General features: G+C 41.0%; 14 protein-coding genes. 9 read left to right on the forward strand and 5 right to left on the reverse strand.

Going from position 1 to position 16,416, the window contains the following annotated elements; all coding sequences use genetic code 11:
* Positions 1–8 precede the first annotated feature (8 nt).
* The 4 genes from BV372_RS02730 (at position 9) to cutA (ending at position 3,242) form a co-directional block, all read left to right on the forward strand.
* Complete coding sequence (locus BV372_RS02730; RefSeq protein WP_086682904.1) at positions 9–668, forward strand: Npun_F0813 family protein; 660 nt, start codon at positions 9–11, stop codon at positions 666–668.
* Positions 669–938: 270 nt separating this feature from the next.
* Positions 939–1,796, forward strand: a complete 858-nt coding sequence (locus BV372_RS02735) for a hypothetical protein (protein ID WP_086682907.1) — start codon at positions 939–941, stop codon at positions 1,794–1,796.
* Between the two features lie 22 nt (positions 1,797–1,818).
* Entirely contained in the window at positions 1,819–2,904 is a 1,086-nt protein-coding gene (locus BV372_RS02740; protein ID WP_086682910.1) for a transposase, read from the forward strand.
* A gap of 5 nt (positions 2,905–2,909) precedes the next feature.
* Positions 2,910–3,242, forward strand: coding sequence for a divalent-cation tolerance protein CutA (gene cutA, locus BV372_RS02745; protein ID WP_086682913.1), 333 nt, complete (start codon positions 2,910–2,912; stop codon positions 3,240–3,242).
* Between the two features lie 93 nt (positions 3,243–3,335).
* On the opposite strand, the gene BV372_RS02750 is transcribed toward cutA, so the two are convergent.
* Complete coding sequence (locus tag BV372_RS02750; protein WP_086682916.1) at positions 3,336–4,277, reverse strand: ADP-ribosylglycohydrolase family protein; 942 nt, start codon at positions 4,275–4,277, stop codon at positions 3,336–3,338.
* 539 nt (positions 4,278–4,816) lie between these two features.
* Between BV372_RS02750 and BV372_RS02755 the strand changes: the two genes are divergently transcribed.
* Both BV372_RS02755 and sir read left to right on the forward strand, forming a co-directional pair.
* A complete protein-coding gene (locus BV372_RS02755) occupies positions 4,817–5,362 on the forward strand; it encodes an outer membrane beta-barrel protein (RefSeq protein WP_086682919.1) in 546 nt (181 codons plus the stop codon).
* Between the two features lie 305 nt (positions 5,363–5,667).
* Positions 5,668–7,686 (forward strand): sulfite reductase, ferredoxin dependent, encoded by a 2,019-nt coding sequence (gene sir / locus BV372_RS02760; RefSeq protein ID WP_086682923.1) that lies wholly within the window; start codon positions 5,668–5,670, stop codon positions 7,684–7,686.
* Here sir and BV372_RS02765 read toward each other — a convergent pair.
* Together BV372_RS02765 and BV372_RS02770 are read right to left on the reverse strand one after the other, a co-directional pair.
* Positions 7,683–10,547, reverse strand: a complete 2,865-nt coding sequence (locus tag BV372_RS02765; RefSeq protein WP_086682926.1) for an AAA-like domain-containing protein — start codon at positions 10,545–10,547, stop codon at positions 7,683–7,685. The genes sir and BV372_RS02765 overlap by 4 nt on opposite strands.
* 27 nt (positions 10,548–10,574) lie before the next feature.
* A complete protein-coding gene (locus BV372_RS02770) occupies positions 10,575–12,158 on the reverse strand; it encodes an AAA-like domain-containing protein (RefSeq protein ID WP_086682929.1) in 1,584 nt (527 codons plus the stop codon).
* 203 nt (positions 12,159–12,361) lie between these two features.
* On the opposite strand from BV372_RS02770, the gene BV372_RS02775 reads away from it, so the two are divergent.
* A complete protein-coding gene (locus tag BV372_RS02775) occupies positions 12,362–13,069 on the forward strand; it encodes a 16S rRNA (uracil(1498)-N(3))-methyltransferase (RefSeq protein WP_086682932.1) in 708 nt (235 codons plus the stop codon).
* 102 nt (positions 13,070–13,171) lie between these two features.
* On the forward strand, positions 13,172–14,263 hold the full coding sequence (locus BV372_RS02780; RefSeq protein WP_086682936.1) for a tetratricopeptide repeat protein: 1,092 nt from the start codon (positions 13,172–13,174) through the stop codon (positions 14,261–14,263).
* Positions 14,264–14,282: 19 nt separating this feature from the next.
* On the opposite strand, the gene BV372_RS02785 is transcribed toward BV372_RS02780, so the two are convergent.
* Entirely contained in the window at positions 14,283–14,891 is a 609-nt protein-coding gene (locus tag BV372_RS02785) for a hypothetical protein (RefSeq protein WP_086682939.1), read from the reverse strand.
* 422 nt (positions 14,892–15,313) lie between these two features.
* On the opposite strand from BV372_RS02785, the gene BV372_RS02790 reads away from it, so the two are divergent.
* Complete coding sequence (locus BV372_RS02790; protein WP_086682942.1) at positions 15,314–15,982, forward strand: triacylglycerol lipase; 669 nt, start codon at positions 15,314–15,316, stop codon at positions 15,980–15,982.
* On the opposite strand, the gene BV372_RS02795 is transcribed toward BV372_RS02790, so the two are convergent.
* Complete coding sequence (locus BV372_RS02795) at positions 15,912–16,343, reverse strand: VOC family protein (RefSeq protein ID WP_086682945.1); 432 nt, start codon at positions 16,341–16,343, stop codon at positions 15,912–15,914. The genes BV372_RS02790 and BV372_RS02795 overlap by 71 nt on opposite strands.
* Positions 16,344–16,416 lie beyond the last annotated feature (73 nt).

Here is a 16,416-nt window from a genome sequence, read left to right on the forward strand (position 1 = left end):
CTAGTGCCATGTTTATTCTCAAACGGCAGGATGTAGAAATATCAAGCATTCAGCACCCTAAGCGGGATCAGCCAATGCCAGTTCTCCACTATCAGGGGCAAACCTTTCGCTTGATTAGTGTTTTTAAAGCTAGCCAAGAGGAAGAAGCTAGAGCCTTGTGGAGAGAACTAACCGATCATCGAGGTAAAGCCTGTGTTTTGTTGGAAGAACCAGACCGCTATAGTGTCTGGGGTAAAATCCGTTTAGAGCAGCTAGGTAGTGACACAGGTGGTCACAGCAAAACAGGAATTTTTGTTCAAGGCTGTATTTTGCTGTTGCAAGCTGTGTATGTAGACATTGAAGATTTTTTAGGTGCTCGACAAGCGGCTTTATTTGAGAAAGATATTGCGGAAATGATGCGGCAAAAGCAACTTCCTCAAGCATCTTCTCCAGCAGGATTAAAATCTTTGCTCAAACAAGATCCACTCGATACAACCAGTCTGCCTCCCTGGCAAGAAAATCATATAGTTATCTTTTTACAAGAACTCCATAGGCTAGGCAAAACCTATTTTGGTAATGCTAAATTTGCCCATCCAGTGGTTGATCGGTTACAAGATATGCCAGAAGCAGAGCGATCGGTGTTTATCAGTTGGCTAAAACAATCTCCAATGAGTAAACTGTGGCAATAGCATAGACAAGGTGGGAAAAACTGTTGCCACTGATAGTTGCTCTTGGCATCTGATTATGTATTTTTTGGCAGAGCAATTGAGTAGTACAGCATGGCATAAATCAACAGACCGTTGAAAACAGCCTAAAAGCCTGAAATAAGAGTCTTTTGACTTTTAAGTTTTGACTTTTGGCTTCCGCACAATGGCACTAGTTGGTTTTCAGATAAATTGCTTCCCACACAGTCATGCACGTCAAAATACTGCCAAAGTGTGTTTACATAGTCAATCTCTATGAGTAGTTCTTACGAAAATTCTTACCGTTCTAAATCTATTTTCACCACAGGGAATATCGTCTTGCTTGGCGTTGGCTGGGCTGTACTGGCACTGCTATACTATCTATTGTTTAGCGCTAAAGTTCCAGGACCAGATGGCATAGAAAGTCGTGCCGAGTGGTATGTAATTGGTACAAATATTTTTGAAGCATTAGCTTACCTGGGTTCCAGTATCTTATGCTTGAGGAATTGGCGTAGTCCGCAAATTGTCAGTGGGCGAAATGTTTGGCTCGCTATTGGCATAGGTATGCTGTCTTATTTCCTAGGGGGGATATTTTTCGGTTATACGGAAATAATCTTAAAAGAAGAACCGGATGTTTCTATTGGCGATGTGTTTTTTGTAGTAACTTATCTGTTTGTTGGTGCAGGTATGATTTTGGCAGCGGCTCATAGGCGAATCAATCTAGAAAAATGGCAATGGCTAATTGTCTTAGCGATTGGCGTGTTTGGTAGTTTATTAGCCTGGTGGATTTCGCTGCAACAGACCAAACCCCTTGAGTTGCTAGGCACTATTTTGAATTGGTTTTACGTAGTTAGCGATGTGGCTATTTTAATTATCGCTACAACTTTGCTCTTAGCGTTTTGGGGAGGAAGAGTTGCCCAGTCTTGGAGAATGATTGCAGCCGCAGCGTTTTCACTCTACATTGCAGATATGTGGTTTAAATACGCCACCAATTCGATTCCTAATTATCAAAGTGGAGAAATATTAGAAGTGTTTTGGGTTTTTAGTGGAGTTTTATTTGGCATGGGCGCTGTTTTAGAATATGACGCATCATTGAGCCGATCGCGGCGGGAGCGAGGACGAAAACGAGCTTAGAAAAAGATTTTTGGTATCTACCGTGAGAAAATTAACCGATTCTGACAAACAAGAAATTCTGAAGTTATATCGAGAAACTGCCGAAACCACCTCAACTTTGGCGGAACACTATGGCGTTAGTAACTCGACAATTAGCCGCTTGCTTAAAAGTACCTTGCCAGAAGACGAGTACGAATACCTCGTTTCCTTAAAACGTGCTGCTAGAACTCCTGAAGGCAGGGCGCAGGTCAACTATGAGCAGTTACCGCTGTTGAGTCAGCCACAGCCAGAAAAAGAAATTCCAAGCAACGACAACCGTCCCTTAACGTTGCCTGAGGTTGAGCCAGAGGAAGTAGTAGCAGGGTCTCCAGAAGATGAAGATAGTAGAGAATCAACCCCTGCTATCAGACGGGTGCGGCGGCGCTCTTCAGCTGAGACAAAATCGAAGTCTCCAGCAGCAGAGCAGCTAGAAATTTTACCCAAAAAGTTACCCGACGTTGCAAGCATCCCCAGTCCTAAGCTGCCAGAAATAGTTAGTCTTCCCAGCCCCAAGCCACCGGAAGTGACCAGCATTCCCAGTCCCAAGCGGCCAGAAATTGCCAGTATTTCCAGTCCCTTGCTAGAAGATGATGAGCCTCCAGAAGCAAACGTCTTCGCCCAAATGCTAGGTGAAGACTTGCTAGATGAGTCAGAGGATTTGGACGATTTAGAGGACGATTTAGACGAAGACGATGACTTCGAGGAAGAGGATGAGGAAGATGACTTTGAGGAGCCAAGACCTCTAGTTACAAGACGCCGGCCTGGTGAAGCACCAGTTCAGGTATTGCCATTGTCTTCAGCGCACTTGCCCAAAACTTGCTATTTGGTCATCGACAGATCCTCAGAGTTAATTACCCGACCGCTGAGAGACTTTGGTGACTTGGGGCAAATTCCCAGCCTGGAAACGCAGCAAAGAACTCTCCCAGTGTTCGATAACCACCGCGTAGCCAAGCGCTTTTCTACCAAGCGCGATCGCGTGATTAAAGTGCCCGATAGTAAAATGCTGCACAAGGCTCGTACTCATCTCCAAGCTAAAGGCATCACGCGGCTGTTGATTGATGGTCAGGTATATTCCTTGTCTCCGGTTTAGATTTTATGGAAATACCTGCTGGCTATGGTGTGGTATTGACGACAGCTGCCAACGTCCAAGAGGCAAAAGCGATCGCAAATGCCCTTGTGGAAGCTAAACTCGCTGCTTGTGTGAGTATATTGCCCATCCACTCGGTTTATACCTGGGAAGGGGAGATAAACGCAGAAGATGAATGGCAGTTGTTAATCAAAACTGATTTGGCGCAATTTCCTACTGTTGAAGCCAAAATCCGGGAAATGCACTCCTATGTGGTGCCAGAAGTTATTGCTTTACCAATTCTTGCAGGTTCTCAACCCTACTTGCAATGGATATCTGAACAGATGAAGGTTGAGCAGTAGGCAATTTATCAAAATTACTTTCCCCATCTTTCTACTTTCCTAGGAGATGGGGTAATTTATTGAATAATTTTGTTACTGATTCACAATTGCCAATTAGCTGAACACAGCAGCCGCAAAACGCTTTGCCAGGTTAATAATGTCTTGTTTGCGGGCGATTTGGTTAATCCATTCTTGGGGAATATTCTCCACCCCGTAATAAATTCCTGCTAATCCACCAGTCACCGCAGCGGTAGTATCCGTATCTCCACCTAAGTTTACTGCTTTCAGTACTGTCTCAGAATAAGATGAGCTATTTAACAAACACCACAGCGAAGCCTCTAAGGTATCAATTACATAGCCACCAGAATTAATCTCTTCTACTGGCAGCTTGCCAATTTCACCACTGTAGATTCTGGCAAAATGCGGTTTTTCCAACAAATATTCCCGTACAGAATAAATTGACTGGATTTTGTCTAAACTTTGCAAATAAGCTGCTTGTAGATCAGCCCCTTCTAGCAAGGCAACGGCAATACTAATATAAATGCCACAAGCCATTTGCGATCGCGCATGGGCATGGGTAATTGCAGAAACATCATGTACTCGTGCAATCAATTCGCTGAAACTTAAGCTTTTGTGATAGTAAGCCATTGGCAGAATTCTCATCAACGAACCATTGCCATTGGTATTTTCAATTTTTCCCCCTGCTTCCCGAGGTAATATGCCTTGTTTCAAGCGCATAATCGCTGCATGGGTAGTATTGCCAATATCAAATAGTTCACCACGGGGAGTCCAGTAAGCGGCTTTGTACCAGCGCCAGAAGGAATTGGCTATAGCATCTAACGAATAGCCTCTACAAAGACTTTCTGCCAAGCAAAACGTCAACGAACTATCATCTGACCAAGTCCCTGGTGGTTGATTCCATGTGCCATAACCCAGCATCTTCGTGACTGGAGATTTAACTCGTTCAGCGCGGCTAGTAAACTCCACTGGTACACCCAACGCATCACCGATACATAAACCCATCAATCCAGACAACGTTTTTGCAGCGGTTAGCATTATTCAGTCTCCATAGAAGTCTCCAAAACTTAACTTTATAGATTCTGCCTAAAGCTTGTTGCCATAGCTGCTACAACCTACTGTTTTATCCAGGATAGAAATGTTCTCAGCATAAGATTCATAGATGATTTTCTCTTACCAATCTCCGCTAATTTTTCTTATTAATTATTGTGCCAGTTTGAAAAGCGTCTACTTTGAGCAAAAAATCCCGGATAACACAATAATAGGGTGTAATTATAGGGCTTTTATTTAAAGCTGCGATTGCTGTAGAAATTGTCATTTACAGGCATCAATAACATCAAATATTTAGTAACAATATTCACACACAAGGGAACTCTTGATTTGATTAGTAGTCAGTACCCATCAGCAAAGAAATCTATGACAAAAGTCATGATTCATTACACCAAAGCCTTGCAACAACTAACCAATAACAAATAACATAAAAATTGCAGTAAAAATTGTCAATCAAATAGGAACATTTTTTATGCATTTTCGACTAGTAATTTAACAGCAATAAAATACAATATTTGGTGAAGATTATGAAAGGTTTTCTCAAGTCTTTTCTTACAATTTCTGCATTGTCTTCTTTAGTAGTTGCTCCTCTTTTTCTAAATGCTGGTCAAGCTTCTGCGCAAACACAAAAAGGTACTGATGCTAGCTATATTGGTGCTGGTGTTGCATCTGGCGTGACTGATGGCGGTCAACTGGGTCAAGATTCTCAATTTGGTGGTAACATATCAGGCCGCTTAAAATTGGGACCTACCCCATTTTCTGCACGTACTCAAATCCTATTTGGCACCGGCGATAATCAGACGACTGCCATTATCCCCCAAATTTCTGTAGACGCGCCCATTGCTAAGGGAACCAACGTATTTTTAGGTGCTGGTTACTCATTGGTCGAGGCTGAGGGCAAACAATCTCCCCTAGGTGACAGAGATGGGGTAGCGCTAACCGCTGGTGTAGAATCTGAAGTCGCGAAAAACTTTCTTGTCTACAGCAATGCCACTGTTGGTATGAAAACATATCAAAATAGCCCTGCTTCTGCTGTTAGCATCCAAGGTGGTCTTGGTTATCGCTTTAAATAAAGCAACTCATTAACGAACCGCATAGACGCGCAGAGGATAGAAAATAAATATTCTTGTAGGGACAAGGGAAGTCAGTTGTTTGTTCTAAAGTTCAAAATGTCATAGTTTGGCACAACCATATATACTGGTATGCTGGTTTTGTTAAGTGTTGCATCACTAACAAAGCCGGCTTTTTGCCATGTTAAAATTAAAATATTCCTCATAATTCCGACCGGATTTCCGGGGATCATCTAGCCGAATAGGTGCTTTGAAATTTGCAGCTTCGGCGTCTACTGATGCCTTATTGAGAACAGTCTACAACTCTAATGGTTAAATCTCCTCCTTCCCCGATCGCCAGCCGTAAGCCTTCCAAAGTAGAAGGAATCAAGGAAAACAGTAATTTTTTGCGTGAACCCGTAGCAACAGAGATACTTCAGGACACTACTCACTTTAGCGAAAATGCAGTGCAACTGCTGAAGTTTCACGGATCTTATCAGCAAGATAACCGTGATAATCGCGCCAAGGGGCAGGAGAAAGATTACCAGTTTATGCTGCGGACGAAAAATCCGGGTGGATTAGTGCCGCCGCAGCTGTATCTTGCTTTAGATAAGCTGGCTGATGAATATGGGAACCACACGCTGCGGGCCACTACCCGTCAAGGATTTCAGCTACACGGGATTTTAAAGAAGAATCTCAAAGCTGCGATCGCTTCTATTGTGAATAATTTGGGTTCCACTTTGGGCGCTTGTGGCGATGTCAACCGCAATGTCATGGCTCCCCCAGTTCCTTGGAAGAATCGCCCAGAGTACCAGTACGCTTGGGAATATGCCCAGAATGTCGCTGACTTGTTGTCCCCGCAAACTGGTGCTTATTACGAAATCTGGCTAGATGGCGAAAAAGCAATTAGCGCTGAGGAAAGCCCAGAGGTGAAAGCAGCGCGACAAAGTGATGGTAATGGAACACTAATCAACAATTCCGAAGAACCCATCTATGGCACTTACTATATGCCACGCAAATTCAAGGTTTGCGTCACAGTGCCAGGGGATAATTCAATTGATTTATATTCCCAAGACCTCACCTTAGTAGTAATTACCAATAAGAAAGGCAAACTAGAAGGATTTAACGTGTTTGCTGGTGGTGGCTTAGGGCGGACACACAATAAAGAAGAAACATTCGCTAGGCTAGCAGATCCCATTGGCTATGTAGCAAAGGATGATGTTTACGACATCGTAAAAGCAATTGTTGCCACCCAAAGAGATTATGGCGATCGCTCTGACCGCCGTCACTCCAGATTAAAATATTTAATTCACGATTGGGGCGTAGATAAGTTCCGCGCTAAGGTCGAGGAATATTTTGGGAAATCCATTGCTCCTTTCAAACCCCTGCCAGAATTTAAATACCAAGATTTCCTGGGATGGCATGAACAAGGCGATGGCAAGCTATTCTTAGGTATTTCCATTGATAATGGTCGAGTTAAGGACGAAGGTTCGTTTCAACTAAAAACTGCCTTACGGGAAATTGTTGAGCAATTTAACTTGCCCATCCGCCTCACACCCCACCAAAACCTGATTTTTTGCGAAATTGCACCAGAAGATAAACCCACGATTCAAGAAATTCTCGACCGTCGTGGTGTTGTCTCTGATCCCAGCCAAATTGCACCTTTAGAACGGTTGTCAATGGCTTGTCCGGCTTTGCCAACTTGCGCTTTAGCAATCACTGAATCAGAACGGGCAATCCCAGGCATTTTAGAACGGATTACCACAGTTTTGAATAAAGTGGGTTTACAAAACGAACAGTTTGTGGTAAGGATGACAGGCTGTCCCAATGGCTGCGCTCGTCCTTACATGGCTGAATTGGGTTTTGTTGGAAGTGCGCCGGAAAGTTACCAACTATGGTTGGGCGGTTCGCCAAATCAGACGCGGCTAGCACAGCCTTACATGGAACGGCTACACCATAATGACCTGGAAACTCAACTAGAACCGATTTTTGTCTACTTTAAGCAATCGAGAAAGCCTGAAGAAAACTTTGGGGATTTTTGCGATCGCCTCGGTTTTGATGCCATCCGCGAATTTGCTGCTAATTACGAAACTCAAACTGTTGCATCGCTTGAAATTACAGACGATAGCGATGGTTTGATAGAGACAATGGCAGACTCAATAACCGTAGAAAGTGAAGGACAAGAAGTGGCGATCGCGAATACTACAATTGCCACTTATAAAACGCGGCGTCGTGTTAGCCTGCAACATGAGATTTATGACAAGCTCAAAGCTGCCGCAGCTAGCCAAGGTAAGCCGATGACTGAGCTAGTTAACGAGGCGCTGGAGGCTTATTTACAGAATCTCTAGTTAGCAATTTTATTCTTAACCCCCTCATCACGAATGGTGAGGGGTAGAACAGAAGACGACGAAGATGAATTTTCATCAACTTTTTGAAAGTGATATCCACCTCCTTGGGCACCAACGCAATCATCACCGCTACCAGGAACTACTTTAACAAGGACTGGTTTTTTATCCCGTTCACCATTTTGAAAAGTAAGTGCATCTCCTGAAGTTTTCTCAGGTGGCAGTATAATCGATTTGAGCTTTTCAACTATAGTTTGTCGAGTGGGATTTTTTAACTCAGAAATAGCTTTAATAAAAGCCTGAGTTGCATCATAACTAGCAGCAGTACGCCAACTAATACCTCCTCCCCATTGCGTACAAGCTTGTTTAGCAAATTTTTTTGAGTAAGATTCTTCAGTGGAATTGGATTCTTCAGGAAACCAGGGAATCGGCAGAACTAAACTTTCAAGAGCCTTTTGACCTTGTGTTAAAGTATCTGCACCATACAAAGCATCTCCTCCCAATAACGGGATATTTTTCCCAAAAATTTTTTGTATTTTTGGTTGTTGGCGAGCTCGAGCCATGTTGATTACGGTAGAAATTAGCTCTATATTTGGGAAAAAGACAACTGCATTAGCTTCATCTTCAACTACGCTGCGATACACTTCATAAGATGCATTCAAATTTCGATCTGCCAAATTTCTAATTCGGACAACTTTGCCACCTTTGTTTTCAAACGCTGTTTGAAAAGCTTGCTTTAAGCTTTCACTATATGTATCCTCAGCTTTATAAAAAATAACAACTTTGTTAATGGCATTTTTGATAGCATATTCGGCTAATTGTTCACCAGCTTTTGCATCAGAAGGAACGGTTCTAAAAAAAACTTTATATTTTTCCATACTTAATTCTGTACTAGTGCTTGTTGGAGATATCATCCCTAAATTAGCATCTTTATATTTAGCAAGTGCCACCTCACTAACCGAGCTTCCACTGTGTCCAATTACGCCTAAAACATTTGCATCTTTAATGAATTGTTGGGCAACTCTTTCACCTAAGCTTCTATCATTTTTATCATCAGCAATTACAATATTCAATAATTGATTATTTAGTCCATGCCCAGCATTATTATTAAATTCGTCTTGTGCTTGTGCCACTCCTCTCAATATTTCTTTTGCCATGTCTCTTCTAGCGTTAATGGGTACAGCAACCGCTAAAGTTAAATAATTACCATTTCGATGCGCTAAGGCATTATTATAGTAAATCAATCCTTCTGGATCATTTTTATCAATTTCTTTTGCTTTGGCGAATTGGTTAATTGCTTCTGTATAATTGCCTCGTTTGAAAGCATCGACACCCTGATTTTGGTAATAATTACCATTTCCTAAAAAGAAAGACTTTTCTCCTTGGCTAAATAGTTCTGGCTCTTCAATATATGGAATGAAGACTGATTGAATTTTTTCCTTCAATTGAAATGTAATTACCCCAGTAAAAATCATCAGACTTGCAGTTATTCCTGCAAATAAGCGCTGAAAGCGCTTAGATTCTATAATTTGATTTTTTAAATCAGCGATTTGTAAATTTTGGCTAGTTCTGAGATTATTTATTTCTAACTCTTGGCTAGCATTAATAAATTGATAATCTTCTATTGTCAAATTTTTATCATTACACCATTTAATTGCTTTTTGTAATTCGTGACCCTGTAATAGCCAGGATTTATCTTGACTATTAGAAGATAACCATCCTAGTAATTCTTCTTCATAAGGTCGCATATCGGCAAGCATTTCAGCAACCCAGTTAGAATCAAAAACAGATTTATAAATGGGGTTATAAACGTTTAATTTTCCAGCTGTCTCTTCTAGCAAACCGGATAAAACTAGTTCACTCTGTTCTGGACTGTTATTACTGGGTAAATCATGGTATTGCAAAATTTCTAAATAGAACTTAAGCAACTTAATCATAGGTTCTTTACTATTAATAATCCTGTCACGTATAGTTCTTAAATGTTGCGGTTCATCTTGAAATTCCCAGTTATCAATTATCCGTGATTTTACTAATTCTTCTATCCATTTAGATAGTAGCTTTGCCTCACTAGGAATCACATTTTCATCATCTACAATAATTTCACATATCTTTTGTGTGAGAAATGGTTGTCCACTAGTCCATTTCAGTACTTCCTGGAGAATTTCTTCGGCAATTTTCAAGTCATTTACTTTGCTTTCTAAGCCTTGAGTTAAAGGTCGAGCTTCTTGAAAGGAAAAACCATTTAATTGAATTGCTTCGCCAATATTAAAAGGTGTGCGTCGCGTATCTTTTATCAATTGAGATGGCGTAGCTACTCCTAATAATGCAAAGGTAATTCGTTCATATTTTCGGTTATTAGCACGTTGATTATAGCAATAACGGATAAAGCTAAAAAAATCATCAGTTGGAAAATCTAAACTGAGAACCTTATCAATTTCATCTATAAAAATAACAATATTATTATTAACTTTTGCTAATAAAATTTTCTCAAAAAAATCAACTAATTTATTTAAAGGAGTGAGCCGTTTGTTATCTTGAAATAAAGTTGACAATTGCTCTCTTTGTAAATCCAGTTTATCTACTATATTTTTGATTAAAGTATCATACCACTGCTCTTGGTTAAATCCTTTAGTCCCAAGAATTTCTAGGCTGATTACAACACATCTAAAGTCTTCGGCTTCTAACCTTTTACACACTCTTACCTGTAAGCTGGACTTACCCATTTGTCGAGAGTTGAATACATAGCAAAAATTTCCGTTTTTCAGCATCTCATAAAGATCTTTATCAGCTTGTCTTTCTATATAACTAGGAACATCAGGTTTTAAAGTTCCACCAACTTGATAATATTTTTCTGGTTGATTCATTGTTAATTTTTACCTATCTGCTATTTGTTAAAGGTACATTTGGAAATAAAGCCGATATAATTTACAACGCGGCTTGGCAAAAATTACGTCTAACTTTATCAATCCCAAACGCTGTAAAGATTTTGCAATTCTTGGATGTAACTTAACCTGAGTTTCTGCATCAGCCGATATAACTTGACTAAATGCTGTTCTCAAATCTGAATTATTTTCAAGTTGTTCCAAAAGTTCGCGCAGATGGTCACTGAATGCTCCAGATAGGGTAGGTGCTTCTTTTAAAAATTGCTCAAATGTCTTGTTATTAAACTTAATTTCATCAATGCTAATTTTTAGCAGATAAGGATGTCCGCCCACCATAGCCATCAGTTGCTCAATCTTTTGGCTTTTCCAATTCATCTGATAAGACTTGAGTAACAGTTGTACTTGCTCCCGACTAAATTCAGGTAAATCTACCACTAAACCCACATTAGCAAGTGGTGAGTTATTGATATCTAAAGATGTATAAAATTCCGTAGAATGGACAATTATCAAACGAAGTTTTTCCCAAATCTTGCTATTTGCATCGCCGCGTCTTGCCATATCGTGAAAACTGCGGAGCAGATTACAAAAGTCTTGGGCAAGTTCATGGTGTTCAAAAATTAAATCAACGTCATTCAACGCTAGTACGAAATCACGAGATGTGTTGGGTAATAGGTATTTTTTAAAGTATTCGCTACTGTTATAAATAGGAGTCAGTTGATTATCCCAATACTCATTTACCTTATTAGTTAACCCTAGCTCGTTACTAATAACAGCACAGAATGACTGTAAGAATCTCTCTATATCAGTCGCAACTTGACGATTTACTAAGCGCCGACAACTCAAAGTTACGGTTTGAAAGTTATTCGCTCTTGCATAAGTGAGAATCCTGTTCATCAGGGATGTTTTCCCCATCTTGTCAGGCGCTTTAATTCGGATTAGGGCACCTAGCTGCCTAATCGCTTCATAACAGCGCTGCTCAGTGGGAGGGCGTTCTACATAGAAATCATCAGGAGATTGGCTTACTATCTTTTTACGCAGGATTGGGGTTAATTGTTCGGGAATGTTTTCTAGTTGAATCTCTACACACCCAAACTTAAAAGCCTCCTCAGGTGAGCGATTTGCACCTAGCGCTTTATAAAAACCAACAGAAAAAGCGATCGCAGCTTGATCGCCAATTGCTGTATTCATGCCAATTACAAACGGGATATGCTGGGCAATAGCTTTGGCTTGAATATCTGAATAACAAGCATTTAGAACCACGCACTGAACTTGATTGGCTACTAATTCAAACAACGCAGCTAAAGCTTCAGGCTTTACGGGCTGCATTTTACCCAATTTATCTTCAAAGCAAAGCTCACCAGTACTTGTGCCATGTCCAGAAAAATGCACAATATGAGGCTGAAAATGCAGTAGTTCTTGGCTGACATCTTCTGAACGTGCAGAAAATCCGAACTCTAGCTGAAATCTTTCTCGCTGATTGGCTAGTAGCAGCCTTTGTTTGATTTCTCGTAACTCTTCTTGTAAACGCAGCCTAGCAGTATTAGTAGGTTCAGCTATCAAAAACAGAATTCTAATCTGGCTATCGTTGCTCATCCAGAATCGTTCTCCAAGCTCAATTAATTACCTGCATCGTTTCTCACTCCTAGCTTTGATTCCGCATACTTACGAGAAACTACTGAAGTGGTTTTATCTGATTTTAATGTTTTTATGAACATATAGGCAGATACTTCATTTCGAGCCGAAGTTACTCTGGAAAGCAAACAAATCATTCCTACTCCCACAGTGCGGAAAATCCCATGTCTCAACTACAACGAATTGCGATCGCACCTTCTCAACTCCAACAAGGGCAAATTTTACTCACTAAAGAGCAACAACATTACCTAGCGCGGGTGTTACGGTTGCGTGAAGGCGATCGTTTTATTGCTATGGATGGTAGGGGTAAATGGTGGTTGACGCAGCTAGTAGGGGAGCAAGGGCAGGTATTAGAACCTCTGCTGGTGGAAACTGAATTACCTGTATCAATTACCCTGATGGTAGCTTTACCAAAAGGTAATGGGTTTGATGAAGTAGTAAGGTGTTGTACAGAGTTGGGAGTAACAACTATTGCCCCAGTATTGAGCGATCGGACTTTGCTGCAACCCAGCCCCCAAAAACTCGAACGCTGGCGGCGGATTGCGGCGGAAGCTGCGGAACAATCAGAGCGCGCTTTTGTACCGACAATTTTAGAACCTGTGGCTTTTAGCAGTAGTTTGTCATTTGAAAATAGCCAGCAATATATCTGTGAGGCTCGTGGTAACTTACCACACATAAAAAATTGCTTACAGCACCAAGGACAAGGAACAATTGTGATCGCCACTGGACCAGAAGGTGGATGGACACAACAAGAAATAGAAAGTGCGATCGCGGCAGGATTTCAAGCAGTTTCCCTTGGCCGTCGGATCTTAAGAGCCGTAACTGCGCCAGTAGTGGCTTTATCACTAGTTTCCGCAGCTTGTGAAGTATAAAGGATGTATATCTCACGCATAGACGCGAAGCGGCTTCCCGCAGGGTAGGCGCATAGACGCAAAGGCGCGGGACATCCTTGTGTTGTGGATGTAAACAAAGTGATGATTGAGCAAGTTGCTACTGCCTTTGAGCGTAAAGACTATCACACAGCTGCTAAATTACTCAAACAGCTGTTAAAAGAATCACCAGAAAATCCTTGGGTGCAATTTTATCTGGGACGGCTGCATGAAGTATCAAAAAAGTTCCAAGATGCAGAAAAAATTTACCGACAACTGCTGCAAAGTACAACCAATACCAAAATCTTGGCGCAAGCACGTCAAGGTTTGCAGCGACTTAAAGAAATAGAACAAGAGGCAAGACAAAGAGCGATCGCCCAAGCAACAACTGAACCTAGTAATACAGAATTAGGCGTACTCGTCTTAGAACCTCTAAATAATGAACTAAAAGCCCAAGCAGCTCCCAAATTTGCCCAAATATTACAAATTGACGCCTACACTGCAAGGTTAACTTTACCCAGTCGCGGCTGGAAGTTATATCGCACTGGACAAATAGGAGAACTTAAGTTTTACGGTACCCAACTACAGAAAGCTGGGATTCCTTGCTTTTGGGCAACAATCGCTGCAATTCAACAAATTCAAGTTTTCCAAGTCAATTATTTTGTAGAATCTGCCGCTAATACTACTGTTGTTTGCCAAAACCAGGCAAATCAAGTCGGTTCTCTGACATTTAACTTGTCAGAAGTCAAAGCACGGGTGGCGGGACTATTGCCCATTTTTGAGCAAGTTGTAGATGTTGATGCGCACCGTAAACTAGAACGCAAAACTCAAACCCAAGACTATGCGCAATTTTGTGATTTACACTTACCAGGTAGGCGTTGTATTTTAAGAATTTCTGATAAAGGCTATGAATTCCAGCAAGGATTAGAAATCACTCCTCAAACTAGCCAAAATACCATCAGAATTAATTGGAATCTTTTAGGTGAATGGCTTGAACAGCAACTACCTCACGTTAAAGTCTGGTCAGATTTCACACCCTTTGCAGAGACAATATTAGATCAAACAGAAATGCTGGGTAACATCCAGTCTCACATTCACCTCTTTCGTAGAGATAAGACTAATTGGGACCCAGCATTTCATTTATATAGTGGACTTGTATTTTCAAACCTTACCCAGCACATAGATGGGGATAATTAGCAACGCCTAATGCGTCAATCTAGCCAGGAGTTTTGACTTGACGAGCCATGTCTAAGTAAGCACTCATATTAGCTCCTGGACGGCGGCGACCGTTAGTGCTAGCAACGGAAGCAGCAACATATTTGGGTGCGAAGGTGGTTTCTTTTGGTGCTTCTTTGACTACTTTGGCTGATGCGGCTTTTTCATTATTGCCTGGTTCAATCGTCAGACCTTCAGCAGTCTGGACTAGCTTCACATCAGCTGGTTTTGGCTCTTTATCTGATTTTTTCTTAGATTTAGATGCAGCAGCTTTTGTGCCGTTCAATGACGCTGGCTTGGATGGCGCAGCAGCATCTGATTTAACGGTTTCTGGTACTTTCTTAGCATTATCTGCTACTGTCTCCGTTGCTTTCTTAGCACTCTCGGCAACGCTTTCTGTTGCTTTCTTAGCGCTCTGTGTAACGGTTTCTGCTGCTTTCTTTGCATTATCTGCTACTTCTTTAGCAGCCTCTTTAACCGCAGCTAGAGGGTTTGCATCCTTGGATTCATCGAGTTCCAAGTAGTAACCATTGCTTTTCTTATTTTTTCCTGGTAATAGTCCAGTCAGAAAACTGACAATACCTGAAATCAACTTTTTGATAAAATCCATTACAATCTCTCCTGCCTTTTATATCTAGGATTTTGACCGCAATTGTTAAAAATTACGACATTATGTTACATTTTTTTACTTCGTGTGATCCAAAATTAGGATGACAACCATTATTGAGTTTGTACTTAATTAACATTGTAGTAATAATACAGCGCAAGTCTTTTCAACTCATTTTTGCAAGCACCTGCAACCTGCATACAATGCATACACCAAGAATTAATTATTAAATTTTACTGTAACTCAGGGCAAGATTCTGAAAGGTAGCGTAATAAAAATTAACAATTATTTATTTGCTAAATAGCGATTGTTAGTTAAAAACATTAGCTTGCGTTTAACCAGCCAAACGAGTGTCATAGGTTATTTGTAAGTAACAATGGGACTCAGTTAAATTTTCTACAGAAGCGATCGGCAGAGATTTGGAAATGAACACTAACAATCAGCAGCGAAATCCCGTGTTGTTAGTACATGGCATTGATGACACAGGGGCAGTTTTCTATAGATTGGGGAAATATTTAAAACAACTAGGTTGGTCTGTATATGCCTTAGATCTAGTGCCCAATAATGGTGCTGTAGGTTTGGATGAGTTGGCAAAACAGGTAGCCAATTATGTAGCCAAAGAATTTCCACCAGAACAACCACTGGATCTAGTTGCTTTCAGCATGGGAGGAATTGTCAGTCGTTACTATATCCAGCGACTTGAGGGAATTAAGCGTGTACAGCGGTTTATTACGATTTCTTCGCCCCACAATGGCACTGTAATTGCTTATGGTTCCCAACGACCAGGTTGTGTGCAAATGCGCCCCAACAGTGCTTTTCTCAAAGATTTGAATTCTGATGTGGCGATGTTGAAAGAGCTAAATTTCACATCAATCTGGACTCCTTATGATTTGATGATAGTTCCAGCCAAGAGTTCACAAATACCATTGGGAAAAGAGGTAATATTGCCTGTGGCATTACACCCTTGGATGCTGTCAGATTCTAGGTGTTTGTCAGTAGTAGCAGAAACATTGGCAGAGCCGATTAAACCCTATCCCCAATTTGCGAATACTCAGAACTTCCAAAAATTGCCTCTGGGTGACGGTAATATTTGAACTCCATTAAGTTGTAAAAGGGATCTTCTAAAAAGAAAGTGTGATGCTCTAGAGGTAAACCAACAAAGCGGTTTTTGGGTTCTTCTCGAAAAAGTAGCTTTTGCTGTTGTGCTCTTTCTAGTAAATCTTGCCAGTCTTTTTCGGTAGTAAAAACTAGCCCAAAGTGTCTGGGATAGATACCGCGTTGCGGTGTCAAAGGTTCTTTGGTGACGTGAGCTACCAACTGATGACCGTATAAATTGAGAATTAAGGCGTGAGGGTTTTCACGGCCAGAAATACAGCCCAAGCCATCGACATAATATGCTTTTGTCTCGGCAATGTTGGTTACAGGAAAGGCAAGATGAAAAAAAGTTTTGTTCATAGCTTTTGCCTAGAACACTAGTAGTTATTGGTACTATAGCAATCTGATTTGATTCCTCAACTTACAAAGTAGA

It is taken from the genome of Nostoc sp. T09 (assembly GCF_002154695.1).
Lineage (GTDB): Bacteria > Cyanobacteriota > Cyanobacteriia > Cyanobacteriales > Nostocaceae > Aulosira.